Below are 22,457 nucleotides of genomic sequence, written 5' to 3'. Positions count from 1 at the left end.
GTCGCGCGTATACACTATCGTGGCCGGGTCACTCGGCTGCCATGAATTCAATCGATACAGGAGGAAGGCCATGAAAGCGGTACTGATGGAAGGTTTCGGCGGCGTCGAGGTGCTCAAGGTGGGCGAGGTGGACAAGCCCACCCCCAAGGAAAACGAGGTACTGATCAAGGTGTACGCCACCTCGATCAACCGCCCCGACCTGGTGCAGCGCGAGGGGAAATATCCCCCCCCGCCCGGCGATTCCGAGATCCTGGGACTGGAGGTGGCCGGCGTCGTCGAGGAACTGGGCGCAGGCGTTACCGGGTGGAAGGTGGGTGACCGCGTGGTGTCGCTGGTGGGCGGCGGCGGTTACGCCGAGTACGCCGTGGCCTACGCCAACCACCTGATGCCGATCCCGGAAAGCGTCAGCTTCGAGGAGGCCGCCTGCATCTGCGAGTCCTACATCACCGCGTTCCTCAACGTGTTCATGATCGGCGGGCTCGAGGACGGCCAGACCGCGATCCTGCATGGCGGCGGCGGGGGCGTCAATACCGCGGCCATCCAGCTCTGCAAGGCCCTGGTGCCCAACGCCAAGCTGATCGTCACCGCGTCCCCCGAGAAGCTCGAGCGGGTCAAGGAGCTGGGCGCGGACCTGGTGATCAACTTCCGCGAGACCCCGGACTTCAGCGAGGCCGTGAAGGAGTTCACCAACAAGAAAGGTGTGGACGTGATCCTGGACCACGTCGGCGCCAAGTACTTGGCCCCCAACATGAACTCCCTGGGTTACAAGGGAAGGCTGGTCATCATCGGCGTCATCTCCGGCATCAAGGCCGAGCTCAACCTGGCGCTCATGATGGTGAAGCGTCAGCAGATCATCGGCAGCGTGCTCCGCTCCCGCCCGGTTTCCGAGAAGGGTGAGATCGCCGCCGAGTTCGTGCGTCGCGCCATGCCCAAGTTCGCCGACCGCACCATCGTCCCCATCATCGAGAAGGTGTTCCCCATCGACCAGGTGGTCGAGGCGCACCGGATGATGGAAGAAGACAAGCACTTCGGCAAGATCGTACTCAAGATTGCACAATAGCTGGACCTTCCCCTTGGTGGGGGTAAGCGTGCGGGTGTCTGTAGGGGCGAATAATTATTCGCCCCTACAACTTTGACCGTGCCGGTTACCCCGGCTGCCGCGGTGGAGGTCCGAATAAAGGAGAGTTTGTTACAGGATGGAAGCTTATTCGGATTTTTTCTTCACCGTGTGGATCAGGTTCTTCTTCCTGCTCACCCCCTTCTTCGTACTCTCCACCTTCCTGGCCATGACTCCCGAGCTCACCGCCGGTGAGCGGCGCGCCACAGCGCTGCGGGTGACCCTCGCCGTCCTGGTCGCCTGCTTCGTCCTGTACTCCTTCGGCAACACCCTGTTCTCCCTGTTCGGGATCACGCTCGATTCCTTCAGGATCGGCGCGGGGAGCCTCCTCTTCCTCTCGGCGGTGCACATGGTGCACGGCGACGACAGCGCGCCCGCGAGCGAAAAGCGCGGCGCCATCTCCGTCGTCCCCCTGGCGATACCGGTCACGGTCGGCCCCGGGACCACCGGCGCCCTCCTGGTCATGGGCGCCGAGGTGCAGCACAACTGGCAGGTCTTCGTGGGGCTTGCCGCCCTCGCCATGGCCGTGCTCTGCGTCGGCATCCTCCTGGTCTGCGCCTCCTTCATCGAGCATATCGTCGGCAAGAAGGGGATCACCATCCTGAGCAAGCTGACCGGTCTCTTCGTCGCCGCGCTCGCCGCCCAGATCGTCTTCACCGGCGTCAGGAACTTCCTGAAGATCGGCGCTTAAAACCCTACAAGCATTGCCACAGAGGACACGGAGGACCAATCGTAGTCCCTCTCCCTCTGGGAGAGGGTGCCCAACGGGCGGGTGAGGGCCTCTGCCTGCTGCGATAATTTGCCTTGGGCAACGCCCTCACCCTGGCCCTCTCCCGGAGGGAGAGGGGATGTGGACGCATTTGGCGGAAGATCATGCCTGATCAGACAAGGTTTAAACGCAGTAGTTTCTATCTTCCTGGATGTGTTCAGTCTAATGGGTTGACTTGTCGACCAGTTTCACGCTATGTTTCACGTTGCCTCACCTGTTCTGCAGTCTGACTGTCAGCCAATTCGGGTGCGGCGTGATCTTCCCTGGAGCCGGGCCGAGAACAATGGTGAACAGCAGAAAGGTACAAGTTGCGGCGGCGTTCGCCGTGATCTTCTTCCTGGTCTTCGCAGGTATGAGGATTGCGCTCCTCGACCGTTCCCCGGGGCCTAAGCCCAAGCCGCGTGCCGTCCTCAACCAGTGCGTCCAGAAAGAAGCCTCCGCCTCCAAAGCCGACTGCAGCAATGCCTGCCCCGTCCACGCCATCGACGGCGAGTTCCAGCACCACTGCCTCAACCTGCCAGCCGGTCACCTCGTCACTTTCAACCGGCTCGCGGCTGCTGATACCGTCCCCCCCTACCCGCCAACCCTTCCCGGGCGTTCCCCACCCTCCAGCTGATCCCCTGACTTGCTTCGAACCGGCCGGTGTAGCCGCACCTTTGCCTGTCGCATCCGCGACAAGGCCGGGTCGCGTCATACCTGTGCCACGGTGCGTCGTGCCCGCCTGCTTGAGCTGCAGTGGAGCCATCGTGCCTTGTCGCGCGGCCGGCAGCCTTGACACGTCCCCCTGGGGACACCAGCGCGGAAGAGTGCCATGCCTCTCATATCCATCGTCATACCTGTATACAATGCCGAGAAGACCATAGCCCCACTGTGTAAGGCCCTGGTCTCTCAACTAAAGGACCAATACCGGCTCGAGATCGTCCTCGTGAACGACTACAGCCGCGACGGCTCCGCTGTCGTCTGCCGGCGGCTCCACGAGGAGTACCCGGAGACGGTGACCTACCTCTCCCTGTCGCGCAATTTCGGCGAACACAACGCGGTGATGGCCGGGCTGAACCAGGCCCGCGGTGATTACGTCGTCATCATGGATGACGACTTCCAGAACCCGCCCGCGGAGGTGCCCAAGCTGCTGGCCGCGATCGCCAAGGGGTACGACGTCGTCTACTGTCAGTATCCGGAAAAAAGCGACCACTGGTTCCGCAACGTGGGGAGCTATCTGAACGGCACTCTCGCCCGCGTCACCCTCGACAAGCCGGCCAGCCTCTACCTTTCCAGCTTCAAGGTGATGAACCGCTTCCTGGTGGACCAACTCGTCGCGCACAAGAGCCCCAACGTCTACCTCGATGCTCTCATCCTGCGCAGCACGCGCAACATCGGCACCGTCCAGGTGCGTCATGACCCGCGCCGCGAAGGGAGGTCCGGTTACACGCTCAAGAAACTGATCGACTTGTGGGGCAACGTGTTCGTTAGCTATTCGCTGATACCGCTGCGCCTGCTGGCGGTGGGGGGAGCGGTGCTGACCCTTTCCGGAATCTACTCCGTCTGCGCCATGCTGATCCGGGGCTGGCTTCCCATGCTGAGCGACCCAAGCGATATCGAATCGGTGAACTCCATCACCATGTTCTTCCGCGGCGTCCAGTTGCTGGCCACCGGGGTCGTCGGCGAGTACGTGGGGCGCATCTACCTCAAGCTGAACCAGGAGCCGCAATTCATCGTCAGGGAAACCTGGGCCGCGGGGAGGGAGCACAATGGCCGCTAACATGAGCGCCGCGATGCTCGCGGCAGGGGGCAGCGTACCCGACGATCACGCCGCAGGGGTGGCCGCCTCCCGAAGCAGCGCCTTCGCACTGCACAGCGACGGCTTCGTCGACCGGTGGATCACCGCGGCGCGGGAGAAGTGCTCCCTCAGCAACATGCAGGTGCCGCTGGAGGCGGTGCAGGGGTGGCATAGGGAAGCTGCCACCGGTAACATCCACCACGATAGCGGTCGCTTCTTCAGCGTGATGGGGGTGCACGTCCGGCACCGGGTGGGGCATCACCAGCTGGAATGGGACCAGCCCATCATCGAGCAGCCGGAGGTGGGGATCCTGGGCATTCTGGCCAAGTACATCGAAGGCACGCTCCACTTCTGCCTGCAGGCCAAGGAGGAACCGGGCAACGTGGGAGGTGTCCAGCTTTCCCCGACGGTCCAGGCCACCTACAGCAACTACACCAGGGCCCACGGCGGAGCCAAACCCCTCTTCATCGAACTGTTCATCGAGCCGGACCCGGCCCGGCGCCTGTTTGCACGCCTGCAGACCGAGGATGGCGGCCGGTTCCTGTACAAGTCCAACCGCAACATGATCATCCTGGCCGGGGATGAGGTGCCGGTGGAGCTCCCTGAGGGGTTCATCTGGCTGACACTGCGCCAGATCGCCTCCCTCATCCGCCGGGACAACCTGGTCAACGCCTGCACGCGCAGCATCCTGGCCTGCCTCGTCGGCGCCGGGAACACGGGGCAACGGGACGCCGCAGCCGGCCGGGAGGGGCTGCGCGACGCGCTGCAGTGGCTGGACGACCGCCGGGCCATGACGCACATGCTGACCAGGCGCATCGGGTTGAACGATCTCCGGGAATGGCGCCTGGACGAGAAGGGCTACTTCTCCCATGTTTCCAGCTCTTTCTTCCGCATCGTGGGACTGAAGGTCTCCTCGCAAACCAGGGAGGTGGGGGCATGGGGACAGCCGATCATCGAGAACCCCGCCCCAGGGATCATCGGGCTGCTGCTTCGCGAGGGACCCGACGGGCCGGAGCTGCTGATGCAGGCCAAGGCCGAGGCAGGCAACCGCTCCACGGTCCAGCTCGGCCCCACGGCGCAGTTCACCCAGGGCAACTACGAAGGGAACGCGAAGCTGGAAAAGCCGTTCCTGTTCGAGGAGTTCGCCGCGCCCGGCCCCTTCCCGCTGGTTCACGAGAGCCGTCAGGCCGAGGAAGGGGCGCGTTTTTACCGGGAATACAACCTGCACCGCATCCTGATGCTTCCCGAGAAGACCGAACTGGCGCTCCCCCCCGACTACCGCTGGCTGACCATGCAGCAGGTGCTGGTGCTGGTGCACCTGGGTGAGCAGGTCAATTCCTGCGCGCGGAGCATCATCTCGTGCCTTTTGTGAAGAGCGAACCGGTGCCGGAGCGTGAGATGGCGGGGGAGGGGAGACGCGATGCCGGGCATGAATGATACCGTCCGCTACTGGGACTATCTTGGAGAGTACACGCCGCGCCGCGAGGAGTACCTGGGCGCGGTGGACCGCGTCTTTTCCTCCGGCCGGCTGGTGCTGGGGCAGGAGGTGGCGGAGTTTGAAAAGGGGCTGGCGGCCTACAGTGGGGCCGCCTTCGCCGTCGGGGTCAATTCCGGGACCGATGCCATTGTCCTGGCCTTGAAGGCTTTGGGAGTAGGGGCGGGGGACGAGGTGATCACCGTCTCCAATACCGCCGTTCCGACCGTGGCCGCGATCCGCGCCAGCGGTGCGACCCCGGTCTTCGTCGACGTCGAGGAGGACACCTACCTCATGGATGTCTCCCTCGTCGAGGCCGCCGTCACCACGCGCACCCGTTGCCTGCTGCCGGTGCACCTGTGCGGGCAGATGGTGGACATGGCGCCGCTGCAGGAGATCGCGAGGCGCCGGGGAGTGCGGCTGGTCGAGGACTGCGCCCAGGCCTGTGGCGCCGCCTACGGCGAGGAGCGGGCCGGCAGTATCGGTGACGCGGGCGCCTTCTCGTTCTATCCCACCAAGATCCTGGGGGCGTTCGGCGACGCGGGCGCCGTGACCACCTCCGACCCGGAGCTCGCCGCGCGGCTCAGGCGGCTGCGCTTTTACGGCATAGAGCTGGGGTACCACGCCGAGGAGGAGGGTTTCAACTCGCGGCTGGACGAGGTGCAGGCGGCGATCCTGAACCTGAAGCTTCCCGGGATCGAGGCGGCCGCGTCGGCGCGGCGCGACATCGCCCGCATATACGATGAGGGGCTGGCCGGAGTGGGAGACGTGGGCCTTCCCGTCGTCGGCCGCGACTGTCGGCACCAGTACTACCTGTACACGGTGCGCACCCGGCGCCGGGATCGGCTGATGGAGTTCCTCGCCAAAGAGGGGATCGAGACCAAGATCAACTACCCGCACCCGGTGCACCTGATGCGGGGATACCGCACGCTGGGGTACCGGGACGGCGACCTGCCGGTCACCGAGCGCCTGGCCCGAACCATCCTCTCCCTTCCCATCTACCCGGAACTCCCCAGGCGCCACGCCGAAAGGGTGGTCGAGGCGGTGCGGCGCTTCTTTTCGGGGGGGCGATGAACCCTTCCGAGTACCGGGTCATGTTCGAGGCGGAGGATACGCACTGGTGGTACGTGGGACTGCATGAACTGGTCCTTGCCCACGTGACGCGGGAAGCGGAGCGCCTGGGGCGGCCTTTGCGCATCCTCGATGCCGGCTGCGGCACCGGCAGGCTGTGCCAGCTTCTGGCGGCCGTGGGGCAGGCGCAGGGGGTGGATGCGTCGCCGGAGGCGATCCGCTACAGCCGCCGTCGCGGCGTCGCGGCGCAACTGGGCGACCTGAACGCCCTGGAACTGGAGCCGGCGTCGTACGACGTGATCACCTGCATCGACGTCCTCTACCACGCGGGGGTGCGCAGCGACGTGGAGGTCATGAAGGCTTTTTGCACGGCGCTGCGGCCGGGGGGGATGCTGGTGCTCAACCTGGTCGCCCTGGAATGGCTGCGCAGCTCCCACGACGTCGCGGTCCACACCCGCGAACGCTATGACGAGCGGACTCTGCGCACGAGGCTCGCCGCCGCGGGCTTCACCGTCGAACTCCTCACCTTCCGTGTCGGCCTGTTGTTTCCCTTGATCGCGTCGTACCGGCTGCTGCGGGGGTGGTGGGGGCGCCGCAAGGGGGGCGAGTCGGACGTGGCGCTTCCTTCGCCTTGCGTGAACGCGCTCCTCGTGCGGGTCATGCGCGCGGAGAACGCCGTGCTGCGCAGGGTGAAGCTCCCCATCGGTTCATCGCTTTTTGCTATCGCCCGAAAGGGTGAGGCGGTACAGGAGACACTATGAAGAAGCGAAAAAAAACAATAATAGGGGAGGCGCCCCACGGTCCGGCGGCTCCGGAGCAGGCAGAGGAGCTGAACCTGCGGCGCGACCCGCTGGTTCATATCCTGCTGGTTCTGGCGGTAGGTTTCGCCGTCTACTCCAACATCATCTGGGCCCCTTTCGTGTTCGACGACCAGCCGTTTCTGGCCGGCAACCCGCTGATCAAGGATTTCGGCTTCTTCACGGACCCGCAACGGGTGTTAGCGCTCCCGGTCAACCCCGACCTCAAGAACAATTTCATGCTGCGCCCGGTCGCCTATTTCACCTTTGCCCTCAACTACGCCCTGCACGGCCTCAATGTCGGGGGGTATCACGTGGTCAACCTGTTGTTGCACCTGGTCAACGCTCTGCTCGTGTACCTGCTCGTATGGCTCACCCTGCGGACGCCGCTGCTCCGGATGGAAGGGGGTGAGGAGGCCGACCAGCCTGCGGAGCGTTTCTACTATCTCCCCCTTGCCGGCACGCTGCTGTTCGTCTGTCACCCGCTGCAGACCCAGGCGGTCACCTACGTGATCCAGCGCTTCGTTCCTCTGGTCGCCCTGTTTTACATCGGTGCGCTGGTCCTTTATGTCGCCGGGCGGCTCGCGGCGGGCAAGGCATCCCGCAACGGTTTGTACCTGGCATCCCTGCTCGCCAGCGTGCTGGCCATGAAGACCAAGGAGAACGCCTTCACCCTGCCGGTGCTGATACTGCTCTACGAATGGGTCTTTTTCCGCGGCGCGTTCACCGCCGCCCGCCTGCTCAGGCTGGTTCCCTTCGCGCTGACCATGGCCATCATCCCGGTCAAGCTGATGCAGCTCTCCTCGATGGCCGCCACGGCCCAGGGGGGTAAGGTTGCGGGCGCGGTCAACCTGGTCAACTTCAAGCAGGTCTCCTCCTGGGAGTACCTGATGACCCAGTTCGGCGTCGTCGCCACCTATCTGAGGCTTCTGCTGCTGCCGGTGGGACAGAACTTCGACTACGACTACCCGCTGCAGAAGGTGTTTCTCGCCCCGGCGGTCCTGCTCCCGCTGGCCCTTCTCCTCGCTCTGGCAGGGTTGGGGGGGTGGCTTTTGTTCCGGTCGCGCCGCGATCCCCGGTGCGCCCCGCTCGCCCTGGTCGGTTTCGGTATCTGGTGGTTCTTCATCACCCTGAGCGTCGAATCGAGCGTGGTGCCGATCGACGACCTGATTTTCGAGCACCGGGCCTACCTCCCGTCGGTCGGTTTCTTGGTGGCCGCGGTCACCGGCGTTTTCTTCCTTTTGCCGCGGCGTGCCGGTGCGCCGGTGGCGACCTCGCGACCAGCCGTCGCCATCCTGGCCCTGTTGGTCACGGCAAGTGCGGCGGCCGCCTACGCGAGGAACACGGTGTGGGAGACGCCGGTTTCCCTCTGGCGCGATGCGGTGAGCAAGAGTCCGGCCAAGCACCGCCCCCACTTCTCGCTGGGAGTGGCCCTGGCCGATACCCTGCCCCCCTGGCACACCGACGACGTCAATGTCATGCTGCAGCCCATGGACGCCAGGCAAAACGAGGTGCTTGGTGAGGTGGTGCGCGAGTTCCAGACCGCCATCAAGCTCGACCCACAGTCGGGGGCTGCCCACACCTTCCTGGGGGGAGCGCTCCTGGTTCAGAAAAGGTACCGGGAGGCGGCCGACGCGCTTACCACCGCCGCCCGCCTGGAACCCAACGACGGCCGTCCCCACGCGTTCATGGGGCAGGTCCTGGAGGCACAGGGGGATCTGGCGGGCGCGCGCCGTAAGTACCAGGAAGCCATCGCCCTCGAACCATCCGCCCAGTACGCGCACCTTTTCCTGGCGCTGCTTCACCTTCGGGAGCGCAGGCATGCCGAGGCGCTGGCAGAATTTGAAACCGCGTATGCCCTCTCTCCCCGGGCCGACCTGATAGCCACCATAGCACGGCTGCGGGACGTGGCGGGGGTGCACTGAGCACCCTCGGCGCGTAGCGTCTGCTGCTTCCCCCTCCCTGGCCCTCCCCCTCCGGGGGAGGGTGCCCGCAGGGCGGGTGAGGGCGATGCCACGAAGGGAGATCACGCATACTGCAACGCCCTCACCCCTGCCCCTCTCCCGGAGGGCGAGGGGATGTGAACCCAGCCATTTTCACCACGTAAAAAGGGGGCCCGTTTACCGGAGCCCCCTTTTCCTTCATCTCTTTATCCCTTCATCCCTGTTACAGGCTCAACTCCGCGTGCCCGTTGCAGAGCCTCTCGCGCTCGGCAATGACGTCGGCGTCCTCCAGGTAGTCGTCGAAGTTCATGTCGCGGTCGATGATGCCGGCCGGGGTGATCTCGATGATCCTGTTGGCCACGGTGGAGACGAACTCGTGGTCGTGGGAGGCGAACAGCACCACCTCGGTGTAGGAGATGAGCCCGTTGTTGAGGGCGGTGATCGACTCCAGGTCCAGGTGGTTGGTCGGCTCGTCCAGGATGAGCGCGTTGGCGCCGGTCAGCATCATCCTGGAGAGCATGCAGCGCACCCGCTCGCCGCCGGAGAGGACGCTGGTCTTCTTGGTCGCCTCGTCGCCGGAGAAGAGCATCCTGCCCAGGAAGCCGCGCGCGAAGCTTTCCCCTTCCGTCGGCGGGGAGTACTGCAGCAGCCACTCGATCAGGTTCATATCGCCCTTGAAGTAGTCGCCGTTCTCCTTCGGGAAGTAGGCGTTGGTGATGGTGACGCCCCAGCGGAAGGTCCCCTCGTCCGGCTCCAGCTCGCCTGCCAGGATCTGGAACAGGGTGGTCTTGGCCAGGGAGTTGCTCCCGACGAAGGCGATCTTGTCACCCTTCCTCACGATGAGGTCCAGGTCCTTGAAGAGCTGCACGCCGTCCACGGTCTTGGAGAGCCCTTTCACCTCGAGGATGATGTCGCCGCAGGGGCGCTCCGGCTTGAACACGACCCACGGGTACTTGCGCGAAGAGATGGGCATGTCCTCGATGGTCAGCTTCTCGAGGAGCTTCTTCCTGGAGGTCGCCTGCTTGGCCTTGGAGGCGTTGGAGGAGAAGCGCTGGATGAACTCCTTCAGCTCGGCGGCCTTGTCCTGGACCTTGCGGGCCTCGTCCTGGCGCTGCTTCAGGTTCAGCTGGCTGGCCTGGTACCAGAAGTCGTAGTTGCCGACGTAGACCTGGATGCGCCCGAAATCGATGTCGGCTATGTGGGTGCAGACCTGGTTCAGGAAGTGACGGTCGTGGGAAACCACGATCACGGTGTTGTTGAAGCGGTACAGGAAGTCCTCGAGCCATGCGATCGACTTCAGGTCCAGGTGGTTGGTCGGCTCGTCCAGAAGGAGCACGTCCGGGTTGCCGAAGAGCGCCTGCGCCAGGAGCACGCGCACCTTCTCGCCTGCTTCCAGTTCCTTCATCAGCTTGCCGCGCAGCTCCTCGGGGATGCCCAGTCCGTTCAAGAGCACCGCCGCCTCGCTCTCCGCCTCGTAGCCGTTCATCTCGGCGAAGTCACCCTCGAGCTCGGCGGAACGGATGCCGTCCTCCTCGGTGAACTCCGCCTTGGAGTAGATGGCCTCACGCTCCGCCATCACCTCGTACAGCTTCTTGTGCCCCATGATCACCGTGTTGAAGACGGTGTGCTCGTCGTAGGCGAACTGGTCCTGCTTGAGGACGGCGATCCTCCCCTTGCCGACCGAGATATCCCCCTTGTCGGCATCGATCTCTCCGGAGAGGATCTTCAGGAAGGTGGACTTGCCGGCGCCGTTGGCGCCGATGAGGCCGTAGCAGTTGCCGGGGGTGAACTTTATGTTTACGTCCTTGAACAGCACCCTCTTGCCGTAGGAAAGGGTGACGTTTGATGCGCTGATCATGCTTGCTCCTTCTGTGCAAAATGAAAAGACCACAGGATAGCCTGTGGTCGTGAATCTCGTACTTATACCATTCCTGCAACTGGCTGAGCAACGTCTTTTTTCTGTTCTGACACGATTTTAACGGTGTCGCCGGTGCAGCACGGCGCTGTCGCTTTTCTTATAAAAAAATGCTAAAGTCACGCCCACCGCTGTCGAGGAGACAAAGATGCCTGTCCCGGTACTCCGGCCGTTGTCAAAGCGGCGCCTGGAGACCGTGCAGCCCATGGAGCATGCATGAAGATAATCGACAAGATGAACCGCAACGGGCAGTTCATCTCTCTGGAGTTCTTTCCGCCCAAAGACAAGAACGAGTGGCCCGGGTTTTTCCAGGTGGTCGACCGCCTGGCCCAGCTCAAGCCGCTCTTCGCCTCGGTCACCTATGGCGCCGGCGGCAGCACCAGGGGGGACACCCTCGAAATCGTGAACCGGCTGAAAAATGAGCATGGCCTGGACGCCATGGCGCACCTGACCTGCATCGGCGCCTACCGCGGCGATCTGCAGCTGTTCCTGGACAGTCTGGCCGAGGCCGGGGTGAACGATGTCCTGGCCCTGCGCGGCGACCTTCCCAAGGACGTGCCCCCCGAATTCTCCGCCTGCCGCACGCTCCTGCACGCCTCCGACCTCGCCGCGTTCATCAGGGAGTCGCACCCCGGCATGGGGATCGGCGTGGCGGGGTATCCCGAGGTGCACCCCGAGGCGGTCGACGCCGAACACGACCTCCGCTACCTGAAGCTGAAGCTGGACCAAGGGGGCGACTTCGCCATCACCCAACTCTTTTTCGACAACGCGCTCTACTTCGATTTCGTCGCGAAGGCCCGTTCCATCGGCATTGACAAGCCTATCATTCCCGGTATCATCCCCGTGGTGAGCCTCAAGGTGATACAGCGCATCATCTCCCTGTGCGGGGCAACCCTCCCGGCGGGCTACCTGGCCGAGCTGGAGGAGGCAGACCGCAAAGGGGGCGCGGCCGCCGTGCAGGAGGTCGGGGTGGCCCACGCGCGCAGGCAGGCCAAGGAGCTTTTGGCAGCCGGCGTTCCCGGAGTCCACATCTACACGTTGAACCGGGACCAGGCGGTGCTCGACCTGGTGCAAGGGCTGCTGCCGTAGGACCTGCTATGCAATTACGTTGAAAGGGGCGGCGGATTCCCGCCCTGCAAGGGGGCATGGTGAACAAATCACTGCTTTTCCTGCTGTTCCTCGCGCTCATCGCCGGCGCGCTTCCCTCCCGGCTCCTTGCCGACTATTACAACTACACCGACAACCGCGGCGTCGTCCACATGACCAACAAGTTGCAGGCGGTCCCGGCCAAGTACCGCGCCACCATGAAGGTGACCCGCGAAGAGCCGAAGAAGCAGCCTGCCGCCCAGGCGCAGGAGGCGACCGGGCAGGCGCCGGGAACCCAAGCGGTGCAGCAGGAGGCGCCGGCGCCCCAGCCGGGAGGCTTCGCACAGCTGGCCGCGCGCCATGCCTGGCTCAAGCCGCTGCTGGTGGTTGCCGCCATCGTCGCCCTCTTCGTCGCGGTCTGCAAGGTCGCCTCCATGCTCACTTCGCCCATGCTCTCCAGGGTGATCTACATCTCCTTCTTTGTCGGCGTCATGGTCTTTCTCTACAAGACCTACGTCGACTACATGGTCGAGAGCAGCATGAAGATCAAGGAGCGCGCGGTTACCATGATGAAGAAATCCTCCAACCGCGAACTCCCCGACCCGGCCGCCGGAGCCCCCGGTGAGCCCCGGGCGATACCGACGCCAGCTTCTGAATCAATGAACCGGCAGTGACGCCGGTTGCAGCACAACAAACCTAGGAGGGTGCCACAATGCTTGTACGAGACAGGATGACTCAAAACCCGATTACCATCATTCCCGACATCTCGGTGACCGAGGCGCTGCGTTTGATGGGAGAGAAGAAGATCCGGCGCCTCCCCGTCGTAGACCGCTCCGGGCAGTTGGTGGGTATCGTCTCCGACCGTGACCTGTTCCAGGCATCTCCGTCGCCGGCGACCTCGCTGGCCGTCTGGGAGATCCACGACCTCCTGGCCAAGCTCACCGTGGAGAAGTGCATGGCGAAGGACGTCATCACCGTCTCCGAGGACACGCCGCTCGAGGAAGCGGCTCGCATCATGGTCGATCGCAGGATCGGCGGACTGCCGGTAGTGAACGCGGGCAAACTGGTCGGCATCATCACCGAGTCCGACCTGTTCAACATCCTGCTCGAACTTTTGGGCGGGCGCCGGAAAGGGGTGCGCCTCACCGTCGCCACCACCGGCGCCAAGGGGACCCTCGCCGACGTCACCAAGACCATCTACGAGGCCGGCGGCAACATCGTGGGGCTGGGCTTCAGCGAGGTCGACGGCAACCAGGCCGACACCTGGGTGAACACCTTCAAGGTGCAGGGGGTGCCCAAGGAAAAGCTGGTCGAGGCGATCCGGCCGCACGTGCGCGAGATCATGGACGTGCGCGAGACTTCGTAACCCCGGGGGCGCCATGCACCTGATCCAGATCCTGCTGCCACTCTACGACAACGAGGGGAACCAGTTCACCCAGGATGAGTTCCTCAAGGTGCGCGACGGGCTCTCCGAGCGCTTCGGAGGCATCACCACCTACATGCGCTCTCCGGCGCGGGGGCTGTGGAAGGAGACCAAGGAGACCACGGTACAGGATGACATCGTCATCTACGAGGTGATGACCCCGGAACTGGACCGCGCCTGGTGGAGGAAGTACCGGCAGCAGTTGACGGCCGACTTCCGCCAGGCGCTGCTCATCGTCAGGGCGAGCAAGGTGGAACTGCTGTAGAGAGCACTCACGGACAACGAAAAAGCCGGGTGCCGCAGGCGACCAAGACGGTCACCGGGCACCCGGCTTTTTTGTCAAACGGCAATGGAAGCTAGAAGCGTTCGAACTCCTCGTCCATCTCCAGGTCGGCCCCGACGGCCTTGCCCATTTGGCCCGCGCCACTTTGTGCCGTGCCGGTATGGACAGCCGCTTTGGCCGTGGTCATCTGCTTGGTGACCGGCTTCCCGGTTGCCTTCGGCGTCTTCACGGCCCTGGTCCTGCCCCTGCCGTCGTCCCCGATCTTGAAGAAGGCGATGGTGCTCTGCAGCTGCTCGGCCTGCGAGGCGAGCTCCTCGGCGGTGGAGGACATCTCCTCGGAGGCGCTGGCGTTTTGCTGGATAACCGTGTCGAGCTGCTGAATCGCCTTGTTGATCTGCTCCGCGCCGGTGTCCTGTTCGCGGCTGGCGGCGCTGATCTCCTGGACCAGTTCGGCGGTCTTCTGAATGTCCGGGACCATCTTGGCCAGCAGTTCGCCGGCCCTTTCCGCTATGTTCACGCTGTTGGCGGAAAGCTCGGAAATTTCACCGGCAGCTTTTTGGCTGCGCTCCGCGAGTTTCCTCACCTCGCTGGCCACCACCGCGAAACCTTTGCCGTGCTCGCCGGCACGGGCCGCCTCGATGGCGGCATTCAGGGCCAGCAGGTTGGTCTGGCGCGCGATCTCCTCGATGATGTTGATCTTGCTGGCGATCTCCTTCATGGCGTAGACGGTTTCCTGCACCGCCTTGCCGCCGTCTTTGGCGTCTTCCGCCGACTTGACCGCGATCTTTTCGGTCTGGATCGCGTTGTCCGCGTTCTGGCGGATGTTGGAGGTCATCTGCTCCATGCTTGAGGACGCTTCCTCCGCTGCGGCCGCCTGCTCGCTCGCACCCTGTGACATCTCTTCCGAACTGGAGGAGAGCTCCTGGCTCCCCTGGGCCACGTAGTCGGTGGCGGCCTTCACCTCCGTCACCACATCCTTTAACTTGTTCAGCATCGTGCCCATCGCCGCGAGAAGCTGGCCCGTCTCGTCCTTGGTGGTAGCGCCGATCTCGAAGGTCAGGTCCCCTGCGGCGAGCCTGTCAGCGGTCTCGACTCCTTTTTGAAGAGGAACCTTGATGCTGCGAGTAACCAAGACACTCAGCAGGATACAGAGCAACACGGCCAGCAGGGTGGCGCCGACCAGCATTTTCTCGACCTTCATGACAGCCTTGTCGATAATCTCGGAAGCCGCGGCCAGGGACTTCGTTGCCGCCTGCGCCAGCTTGACGGCGGTTTCCTCCATCTTATAGGTCTCGCCTTTGAATTCAGCAAGGGCGTTATTCCCTTCGACTGCCGTCTTGATCTTTCCGCTTTGAATGGCGCCGATGACCTTGCCGAAGCCAGCTTTGTAACCGGCGAAATTGTCTTTAATCGTCTTTATGTCTTCCTTGTCGTCTGCGTCAACGGCAGCTTTTTCCAGATCCGCGATACGATCTGTCGCTTTGTTAGCCTCTTCCGTCCATTTCGCGCTGTATTCCGCGACCTTGGCCTGCTCCGCGATGTTCAGCAAGATGTCCTTCTCGAACCGTCTCATGCCAACGATGTTCGCCCTCGCCCTGGAAGCATGCTCCGCTAGCTTTCCCTCGGTGGCAAACAAGCCGTCCACCACCTTCTCGTTCGCCTTTATCCCCCAGTAGCCTGTGACTGCTACAGCTATCAGCAGAAGCAGGATGGCGCCGAAGCTTAGCATCAATCTTGTTCCGATCTTCATGTTCTTAAGCATTTTGCCCTCCTAAAGGCCGTTGTTTGCCATAGTGAAGGTATCGACTGTCTCATCTTTTAATGAATGGTACTTTTGGAAGGTAGGAGTTCGTTTTGTCTCACTGCCTGTGTTTGGTTCGTCGCATTGCTTGGCGCAAACCGTGGTGCCAATGAGGGGATGGCTCGACACAGGCAGTGACGGAGGACCTGATAGAGATTTAAACGTGGGTGGTGACCGGCTGGTGGGCAATTTCGGAGCGGGCGGAGGCGTGATGCGGGGGCGGAGCGGGAGCTAGCTAGCCCCCCGGCGGTTCGTACTTGTAGCCGGCGCCGTAGATGGAATGAATCAGCTCCTGGTCCGGAGCGACGGCGGAGATCTTCTTGCGCAGCTTCTTGATGTGGCTGTCGATGGTCCGGTCGCTCACGATGCGCTGGTCCGAATAGATGCGGTCCATCAGCTGAGTGCGGGAGTAGATGCGCCCCGGGTTCAGGTAGAGAAAGTGCAGCAGTTTGAACTCGACCACGGTCAGGTCGAGGTCGTGCCCCTGCCACTGGGCCGAGTAGCGGTCCGGGTCCAGCGTGAGCCCCCCGGCGGAGGGCGTCGGCTGCTCGACGCTGCGGCGCAGCACGGTTTTCACCCGCGCCACCACCTCGCGGGGGCTGAAGGGTTTGCAGATGTAGTCGTCGGCGCCAAGCTCCAGGCCGAGCAGCCGGTCGATCTCCTCGACCCGCGCCGTGATCATGATGATGGGGAGTTGCGAGAAGGTGCGTATCTCCTTGCAGATATCCAGCCCGTCGCGCCCGGGGAGCATCAGGTCGAGCAGCACGAGGTCGGGCTGCCGCTCGCGCACCCGCGGCACCACCTCGGTGCCGTTGGCGATCCAGACGGTGTCGAAGCCGGATTGCTTGAGATAGTCACCCAACAGGCTGGCCAGTTTTTCCTCGTCTTCCACGATCATGATGGTCTGTGTCATGTCCTGCTCCCGGTAAGCGGCAGTTCGATCCTGATCAGCACCCCCCCCCTGGGGGAGGGGAGCGCCGCGATGGTCCCCTCGTGCGCCTCGACGATGTTCTTGCAGATGGCGAGCCCGAGCCCCGCGCCGCCCAGGGCCCGGTTGCGCGAGTTCTCCACCCGGAACAGCCGGTCGAAGAGCCGGGGCAGTTCCTCGGGCTGCACACCCGGTGCCGAATCGGCGAACTCCACCACGGCCCGGCCGCCGTCACGCCTGAGCCGTACCGAGAGCTCGCCCCCCTGGTCGGTGTACTTGAGCGAATTGTCCAAAAGGTTGCTGAAAAGCTGGTTCAGGCGCACCCCGTCCGCGAAGACGATCAGGTCGTCGTCGGGAAGCTGCTGCCGCAGGGCGATGTTCTTCCCGCGGAACTTGGCGGAAAACGGTTCCAGTGCGTCTTCCAGGAGCTCGGTCAGGTCGACCAGTTCCTTGCGGTAGTTGAGCGCACCTATGTCGGACATGGAGATCTGGTACAGGTCTTCCACCAGCCGGCTGAGATGCATCACCTCGGCGTGCAGGGAGCGCATGGAATCCGGCCCCAGGGGCCGCACCCCGTCCTGCAGCGCCTCGATTTCACCGCGCAGGATGGAGAGCGGCGTGCGCAGTTCGTGCGAGATGTCGGCCAGGTAGCGCCGCCGCGCCCGTTCGTTGTTCTCCAGGGAGAGGGCCAGGGTGTTGAAGTCGCGCGCCAACTGCCCCAGTTCGTCGCTCGATGCCACCGGCACCCTGGTGTCGTACTCGCCGGAGGCGAGCCGGTGCATGGAGGCGGCAAGCCTCTTGATCGGTTCGACCAGGCGGTGCGCCAAGGGGAGCGAGAGCGCCGCCGACACGAGCAGCATCACGATCGCGACAAGCCCCATGGTCAGCTTTTGCTGCTTCACGAAGAGGAGCTGGTAGGTGTCGGTGAGCCGCTGTCGCGGGCGCAGCGCCAGGTACCCGATCACCTCGCCGTCGCTGGTGAGCTTCTTGACCTGCGCGGTATCGAGGCTGCCTTGGGTCCCCTGGATGAGGTGCTTGTCCCGATCGAGCAGCACCACGCGCCCTTCGAAGCGGTAGGCGAAGCGCTGCGGATTGTGCTGCCCCTGGCCGCTCAGGTTGGCAAAGCCGCGCCGCCCCATCCTGCGCTGGGCGTTGTCGCTGTCGCCACCTTCGCGCCCCTCCCGGGTGGCGGCAACGACGTCAAACCAGGTGGAGGGCTCCTGCTGCAGGAAGCCCCAGTTGCCGCTACGGCCGTAGGACTGCTCCAGCACATGGGCCAGGCGTTGCAGCCGATCCTTCTCCATGGTGTTCACGTAGGCGAGAAAGCCGTGTCCGACGCTCCACTGCATGATGAGGAACATGCACACGACAACAACCCCGGTTGCCGCCAGCATGGTGAACAAAAGCCTGTATTTGATCCTTAACTTCATGTGATCCACCGTTTAAGTGTGCGTACAGCTTAGTTATTAACATAGTTGCCGTGAATGTGCCAATGGCATCTTTGAGTCAGATACAAATTCCACATTTGCTCCACAATTGTTCCTTATTGTGCTGTTAGCTTGATAATCAAAGAATGAATGGACCCGGTCGCCAAGTCATGGCGGCCGCAAACGAAGTACGCCAAGGATCATCTGAAAGGAAGACGGCCTGAGGCCGCAAGGAGAAGATCATGAAAAAGCTCATCGCACTTGCATTCGTCATCGTACTTGCCGGAGCCGCCACGGCCCAGGCAAGGGTGGATTTCAGCGTCAACATAGGTCTTCCGGTCGCCGTCGCTCCGCCGGCACCGGTGGTGTACCCCGCACCGGTCGCCTACCCGCCCCCTGCGGGCCCGGTGGCCTATGCCGAGCCCCCCAGCTTCATCTACTCGCCGGCCCTGGGCTTCTACGTCTCGGTGGGGCTTCCCTACGACGTGGTCTACATGGACAACAGCTACTACCAGTACCGGGGTGGTTACTGGTACACGGCCGGCAGCTACCGCGGACCGTGGACCTACGTGGCGCCGCGCTACCTCCCCTACGGGCTGCACCGGCACCGCCACGAGCAGATCCGTTACTACCGCGACCACGAGTACCGCACCTACCTGAGCGACCGCGAGCGCTACCGCGGTAACTGGTACCGTCCGGTGGCCGAGCGCCGCGACGGGCGCTGGGGCGAGCGCAAGGATTACTACCGCGACGGCTACCGCAACGGATATCGTGACGGGCACCGGGATGATCGCCGCGACGACCGCCGCGATGACCATAGGGACGACCGTCGCGACTACCGGGATCGCCACTGATCCCATGGTTGGCAACCTCCTCCCGCACCTGCCGACTCCGGGCTCTCCTCCTTCTCCCGGGGGGGCAGGGCGGGGGGGGAAGCCTTTCTGACGGAAAAGCGCAGTATTAGATAAATTTGAGCCCTCTTTTCTCCCGTTTCGTGGTATAGTCCCATTTCTAATGAGTCACGGACCCCATGGGCCTTTCAGGCTTCTGGGGTTTTTTGTGGCGTCACACCAAGAAACAGGAGTATCAGTGGAATTCAAACAGTTTAACTTGCACCCCAAGGTCCAGGCAGGCGTAGAGGCCGTGGGGTACCAGACCCCCACCCCCATCCAGTTGCAGGCCATTCCGGCGGTGATCGCCGGTCAGGACGTGCTCGGGCTGGCCCAGACCGGCACCGGCAAGACCGCCGCCTTCGGGCTTCCCATGCTGCACCGACTGGTGGAGGGACACCGCGGCAAGGTGCGCGGCCTCGTGCTCGCCCCCACCCGCGAGCTCGCCGAGCAGATCAACGAATCGCTCAACGCGCTGGCGCAGCAGACCCGCCTGAAAAGCATCACCGTCTACGGCGGCGTCAACATCAACACCCAGATCAAGAAGCTCAAGGAAGGGACCGACATCGTGGTCGCCTGCCCGGGGCGCCTTCTCGATCACATCTCCCAGGGGACCGTGGATCTCTCCGGCGTCGAGGTGCTGGTGCTGGACGAGGCGGACCAGATGTTCGACATGGGCTTTCTCCCCGACGTGAGGAAGATCCTGCGCGCGCTTCCCGGCAAGCGGCAGAACCTCATGTTCTCCGCCACCATGCCCGACGACATCCGCCGGCTGGCGCACGAGATCCTGTGCCGCCCGGTGACGGTGCAGGTGAGCCGCACCGCCCCTGCCGCCACCGTCTCCCACGCGCTCTACCCGGTGGGGCAGCACCTGAAGACCCCGCTTCTCTTCGAGCTCTTGAAGCACACCGACACCGAGAGCGTGCTCATCTTCACCAAGACCAAGTACCGCGCCAAGAGGCTCGGCGAGCAGTTGGAGAAGAGCGGCTACAAGGCGACCAGCCTGCAGGGGAACCTGTCGCAAAACCGCAGGCAGGCGGCCCTGGACGGCTTTAGGGACGGCACCTACCAGATCATGGTGGCCACCGATATCGCCGCCCGCGGCATCGACGTCTCGCTGATCTCGCACGTCATCAACTACGACATCCCCGACACCCCCGAGGCGTACACGCACCGGATCGGCCGCACCGGCCGCGCCGCCAAGACCGGCGACGCCTTCACCATGGTGACCGGCGAAGACGAGCAGATGGTGCGCAGCATCGAGCGCGTGCTGGGCGCGAAGATCGAGCGGCGCCGCGTGGAAGGATTCGACTACACCGTGCCGGCGCCCAAGAAGGACGAGGAGTTCGCCCGTCCGCCCCGCGAGCCGCAGAGAAGGAAGCAGGCCGCTCCGGCTGCGGGCAAGCCCGCCGAGGCCAAGAGCGCTCCCGCCGGGGGAAGGCCTTCCCAGCCCGGCAACAGCCGTGGTCCCGGCGCATCCCGCGGCCCCGGCGGCAACCGTCACCAAGCCGGGCAGCGCCAGGGCGGCAACCGTCCCGCCGGCCAGGGCGCCGGTGAAGGGCAGCGCGCCGGTGCGCAGCGTCCCGGCAACCACGCCGCCCGCCGCAGCGGCAGGTAGGCTGCAGCGGTCATCGCAGCAAAATAGAAAAGGGGAAAGTCTCGCGACTTTCCCCTTTTTTTATTGCTCTATTAGGGGGGTGATAGCAGAAGGGACTGGCTCCGTTTCGGTGCCTGTCCCTCTAGCGGAACGCTCTCTTCCGCCCAGCCACCTTACCCAAGCCTAAGGGGACAGGCACCTTGCGGAGCCAGTCCCCTCCTTCGGTGAAGGCTGGGTGGAGAATGAACACGGATGGCTCATAGGACCTTTTTAATTGCCGCTGTCAGCCTCAGTCCCCCAGCCACCCCGCCTCTGGGAGCTGTATCCGGCAGGGGGGTCAGCCCTGGACACGGGACAAATCGGCGGTAAGGGGTATGCTCTTCCCAGTTCAAAGGGGAGGTGACTGATGGCCCGACCACTACGGCTGGAATACGAAGGAGCATTCTACCATGTGACGTCCAGAGGAAATGAGCGCCACAATATCTTTTTCGACCAAAGGGACTACTTCAAGTTCAAGGAGTACTTGTCTGAGGCAGTCGACAAGTTTGGTTTCAACCTGCATGCCTTCGCTCTGATGACGAATCATTACCACTTGATCGTTGAGACGCCGGAGTCGAATCTGAGCAAGATAATGCACTACCTGAACAGCTCTTACAGCACGTACACAAACATCAAGAGAAAGCGTTGCGGACATCTTTTTCAAGGACGGTTTAAGTCAATAGTTGTGGATACTGACACGTACCTGCTTGAGCTGAGTCGGTACGTGCACTTGAATCCGGTGCGTGCACATTTGGTGGCGAAACCATCTGATTACGCTCATAGCAGTTATAGGACTTACATAGGTTCTGAGAAGGCCACGTTCGTTACTACCTCCACTATTCTTGGGATGCTTTCTTCTGTACCAAGGGAGGCACGTAAGAAGTATGGAACTTTTGTTGACTCAGTGACGGAAGTAGAGCAGGCGAGTCCGCTAACGAACCTCTACGGTGGCATCATACTTGGCAGGACCAACTTTATAAAGGACGCGCTGTCGAGAATTGAAGTTCATCGGCTAGAGAGAGAAGAGACTTCTTATCGCAAGGCCTTATCCGCATCGGAACTCGCAAGTGATGTTTTATCAGCCGTAGGCTTGATGTTTCAGATGTCACCGGATGCGCTAAAAGAGAAGGGGCAAAATGAATTCAAAAAGAAGATTCTATACATCTTGAAAAGACGTACGTCTGCAACAAACCATGAGATAGGCGAGATTGTCGGGATGAGCGGCGTGGCAGTCGCCAAGGCGTATCAACGTTTTGTCAGAGATGTCATTACAAACTCAAGACTGCGCGAGGAGATCGAGGAATTAGAGGCGAAGTTGTCTCGTGTCAAGGGCTGACCCCTCTCCCTCAGGCCTTCCCAGCCCGGCAACAGCCGTGGTCCCGGCGCATCCCGCGGCCCCGGCGGCAACCGTCACCAAGCCGGGCAGCGCCAGGGCGGCAACCGCCCGGCCGGCCAGGGCGCGGGTGAAGGGCAGCGCGCCGGTGCGCAGCGTCCCGGCAACCACGCCGCCCGGCGCAGCGGCAGGTAGGCTGCAGCGGAAAAAGAAAAGGGGGAAAGTCTAACGACTTTCCCCTTTTATGTTGCTCTATTAGCGGGCGATAGCAGAAGGGACTGGCTCCGTTTCGGTGCCTGTCCCTCTAGCGGAACGCTCCCTTCCGCCCAGCCACCTTACCCAAGCCCCAACCCCAAAGGGGACAGGCACCTGGCGGAGCCAGTCCCCTCCTCGTGCAGTGAAGTCGACAATCCCGCACGCCACTGCCAGCTTCAATCCCCCAGCCACCCCGCCTCTGGGAGCTGTATCGGATCGCAGACCGCGTCGATCTCCTTGGCCTTGGCGCCGCAGTTGCCGCATTCGACGGTGGGGTGCAGCGTGAGCTGGTGAACCTTGTCTATCTCACCCTTAGCGGTCAGGGCGCAGATGTGCTCGCTGTGCCCCTCTTTGTTGCATGCCATGATGATCACCTCCTTGTCAGCTATGTCATAGCCGCGTTGCCCGATGGGCAGCACTGTCTCGGTAGAGATGTCACTACTCTATTCTACGCTTTTTTGATAAAATTGTTGTCACAGAAGGAGATAGCTACTGTCAGAGGAGGTAAGCCATGCTTGGATCGAGATGCCCT

21 protein-coding genes are annotated in these 22,457 nt (G+C 63.0%); 16 read left to right on the top strand and 5 right to left on the bottom strand.

The window, feature by feature from the left end; all coding sequences use genetic code 11:
- Positions 1 to 70: 70 nt before the first annotated feature.
- From H7687_RS16660 to H7687_RS16625, 8 genes are all read left to right on the top strand, one after another.
- Entirely contained in the window at positions 71 to 1,060 is a 990-nt protein-coding gene (locus H7687_RS16660; protein WP_183349470.1) for an NAD(P)H-quinone oxidoreductase, read from the top strand.
- A gap of 136 nt (positions 1,061 to 1,196) precedes the next feature.
- Entirely contained in the window at positions 1,197 to 1,808 is a 612-nt protein-coding gene (locus H7687_RS16655) for a MarC family protein (RefSeq protein ID WP_183349468.1), read from the top strand.
- A 361-nt stretch (positions 1,809 to 2,169) separates the two neighbouring features.
- The gene (locus tag H7687_RS16650) at positions 2,170 to 2,502 is read left to right on the top strand and encodes a hypothetical protein (RefSeq protein WP_183349466.1); all 333 of its coding nucleotides are present in this window, start codon (positions 2,170 to 2,172) and stop codon (positions 2,500 to 2,502) included.
- A 195-nt stretch (positions 2,503 to 2,697) separates the two neighbouring features.
- The gene (locus H7687_RS16645) at positions 2,698 to 3,645 is read left to right on the top strand and encodes a glycosyltransferase family 2 protein (RefSeq protein WP_183349464.1); all 948 of its coding nucleotides are present in this window, start codon (positions 2,698 to 2,700) and stop codon (positions 3,643 to 3,645) included.
- A complete protein-coding gene (locus tag H7687_RS16640) occupies positions 3,635 to 5,035 on the top strand; it encodes an NDP-hexose 2,3-dehydratase family protein (protein WP_183349462.1) in 1,401 nt (466 codons plus the stop codon). The genes H7687_RS16645 and H7687_RS16640 overlap by 11 nt, the downstream gene beginning before the upstream one ends.
- A gap of 57 nt (positions 5,036 to 5,092) precedes the next feature.
- Positions 5,093 to 6,211 (top strand): DegT/DnrJ/EryC1/StrS family aminotransferase, encoded by a 1,119-nt coding sequence (locus H7687_RS16635; RefSeq protein WP_183349460.1) that lies wholly within the window; start codon positions 5,093 to 5,095, stop codon positions 6,209 to 6,211.
- The gene (locus tag H7687_RS16630) at positions 6,208 to 6,969 is read left to right on the top strand and encodes a class I SAM-dependent methyltransferase (RefSeq protein WP_183349458.1); all 762 of its coding nucleotides are present in this window, start codon (positions 6,208 to 6,210) and stop codon (positions 6,967 to 6,969) included. Before H7687_RS16635 ends, H7687_RS16630 begins: the two co-directional genes overlap by 4 nt.
- Entirely contained in the window at positions 6,966 to 8,930 is a 1,965-nt protein-coding gene (locus tag H7687_RS16625; protein WP_183349456.1) for a tetratricopeptide repeat protein, read from the top strand. The genes H7687_RS16630 and H7687_RS16625 overlap by 4 nt, the downstream gene beginning before the upstream one ends.
- 241 nt (positions 8,931 to 9,171) lie before the next feature.
- Here the strand turns inward: H7687_RS16625 and H7687_RS16620 are convergent, their stop codons facing one another.
- Positions 9,172 to 10,806: an ABC-F family ATP-binding cassette domain-containing protein gene (locus H7687_RS16620; protein WP_183349454.1), complete on the bottom strand. Its 1,635-nt coding sequence runs from the start codon at positions 10,804 to 10,806 to the stop codon at positions 9,172 to 9,174.
- Between the two features lie 273 nt (positions 10,807 to 11,079).
- Here H7687_RS16620 and H7687_RS16615 point away from each other — a divergent pair, with 273 nt between their 5' ends.
- From H7687_RS16615 to H7687_RS16600, 4 genes are read left to right on the top strand one after another with little or no spacing between them, the layout of a single operon-like run.
- Positions 11,080 to 11,952 (top strand): methylenetetrahydrofolate reductase, encoded by an 873-nt coding sequence (locus H7687_RS16615; RefSeq protein WP_183349447.1) that lies wholly within the window; start codon positions 11,080 to 11,082, stop codon positions 11,950 to 11,952.
- Positions 11,953 to 12,011: 59 nt separating this feature from the next.
- Positions 12,012 to 12,623: a DUF4124 domain-containing protein gene (locus H7687_RS16610; RefSeq protein WP_183349446.1), complete on the top strand. Its 612-nt coding sequence runs from the start codon at positions 12,012 to 12,014 to the stop codon at positions 12,621 to 12,623.
- Positions 12,624 to 12,661: 38 nt separating this feature from the next.
- Positions 12,662 to 13,315: a CBS and ACT domain-containing protein gene (locus H7687_RS16605; protein ID WP_183349445.1), complete on the top strand. Its 654-nt coding sequence runs from the start codon at positions 12,662 to 12,664 to the stop codon at positions 13,313 to 13,315.
- Between the two features lie 13 nt (positions 13,316 to 13,328).
- Positions 13,329 to 13,637 (top strand): hypothetical protein, encoded by a 309-nt coding sequence (locus tag H7687_RS16600; protein WP_183349440.1) that lies wholly within the window; start codon positions 13,329 to 13,331, stop codon positions 13,635 to 13,637.
- Between the two features lie 91 nt (positions 13,638 to 13,728).
- Here H7687_RS16600 and H7687_RS16595 read toward each other — a convergent pair whose 3' ends face one another.
- From H7687_RS16595 to H7687_RS16585, 3 genes are all read right to left on the bottom strand, one after another.
- Positions 13,729 to 15,417 carry a methyl-accepting chemotaxis protein gene (locus H7687_RS16595; RefSeq protein WP_183349438.1) on the bottom strand — a complete coding sequence of 563 codons (1,689 nt, stop codon included), beginning with the start codon at positions 15,415 to 15,417 and terminating at the stop codon, positions 13,729 to 13,731.
- 274 nt (positions 15,418 to 15,691) lie between these two features.
- Positions 15,692 to 16,369: a response regulator gene (locus tag H7687_RS16590; protein ID WP_183349436.1), complete on the bottom strand. Its 678-nt coding sequence runs from the start codon at positions 16,367 to 16,369 to the stop codon at positions 15,692 to 15,694.
- Positions 16,366 to 17,814 (bottom strand): ATP-binding protein, encoded by a 1,449-nt coding sequence (locus tag H7687_RS16585; protein WP_183349434.1) that lies wholly within the window; start codon positions 17,812 to 17,814, stop codon positions 16,366 to 16,368. The genes H7687_RS16590 and H7687_RS16585 overlap by 4 nt, the downstream gene beginning before the upstream one ends.
- A gap of 239 nt (positions 17,815 to 18,053) precedes the next feature.
- Between H7687_RS16585 and H7687_RS16580 the strand changes: the two genes are divergently transcribed.
- The 4 genes from H7687_RS16580 to H7687_RS16565 all read left to right on the top strand — a co-directional run bounded on the left by H7687_RS16580 (position 18,054) and on the right by H7687_RS16565 (position 21,899).
- Complete coding sequence (locus H7687_RS16580) at positions 18,054 to 18,665, top strand: hypothetical protein (RefSeq protein ID WP_183349432.1); 612 nt, start codon at positions 18,054 to 18,056, stop codon at positions 18,663 to 18,665.
- Positions 18,666 to 18,900: 235 nt separating this feature from the next.
- Entirely contained in the window at positions 18,901 to 20,319 is a 1,419-nt protein-coding gene (locus H7687_RS16575; RefSeq protein WP_183349430.1) for a DEAD/DEAH box helicase, read from the top strand.
- Between the two features lie 385 nt (positions 20,320 to 20,704).
- Positions 20,705 to 21,673 (top strand): transposase, encoded by a 969-nt coding sequence (locus H7687_RS16570; protein WP_183349428.1) that lies wholly within the window; start codon positions 20,705 to 20,707, stop codon positions 21,671 to 21,673.
- Positions 21,660 to 21,899 carry a hypothetical protein gene (locus H7687_RS16565; protein ID WP_183349426.1) on the top strand — a complete coding sequence of 80 codons (240 nt, stop codon included), beginning with the start codon at positions 21,660 to 21,662 and terminating at the stop codon, positions 21,897 to 21,899. The genes H7687_RS16570 and H7687_RS16565 overlap by 14 nt, the downstream gene beginning before the upstream one ends.
- 202 nt (positions 21,900 to 22,101) lie before the next feature.
- Here H7687_RS16565 and H7687_RS16560 read toward each other — a convergent pair whose 3' ends face one another.
- Positions 22,102 to 22,290 (bottom strand): hypothetical protein, encoded by a 189-nt coding sequence (locus tag H7687_RS16560; protein WP_183349424.1) that lies wholly within the window; start codon positions 22,288 to 22,290, stop codon positions 22,102 to 22,104.
- Between the last annotated feature and the right edge of the window lie 167 nt (positions 22,291 to 22,457).

It is taken from the genome of Geomonas paludis, from assembly GCF_014193585.1.
Taxonomy (GTDB): domain Bacteria; phylum Desulfobacterota; class Desulfuromonadia; order Geobacterales; family Geobacteraceae; genus Geomonas; species Geomonas paludis.
Note: the sequence above shows the minus strand (reverse complement) of the source record. Positions and strands in the feature narration are given on the sequence as shown.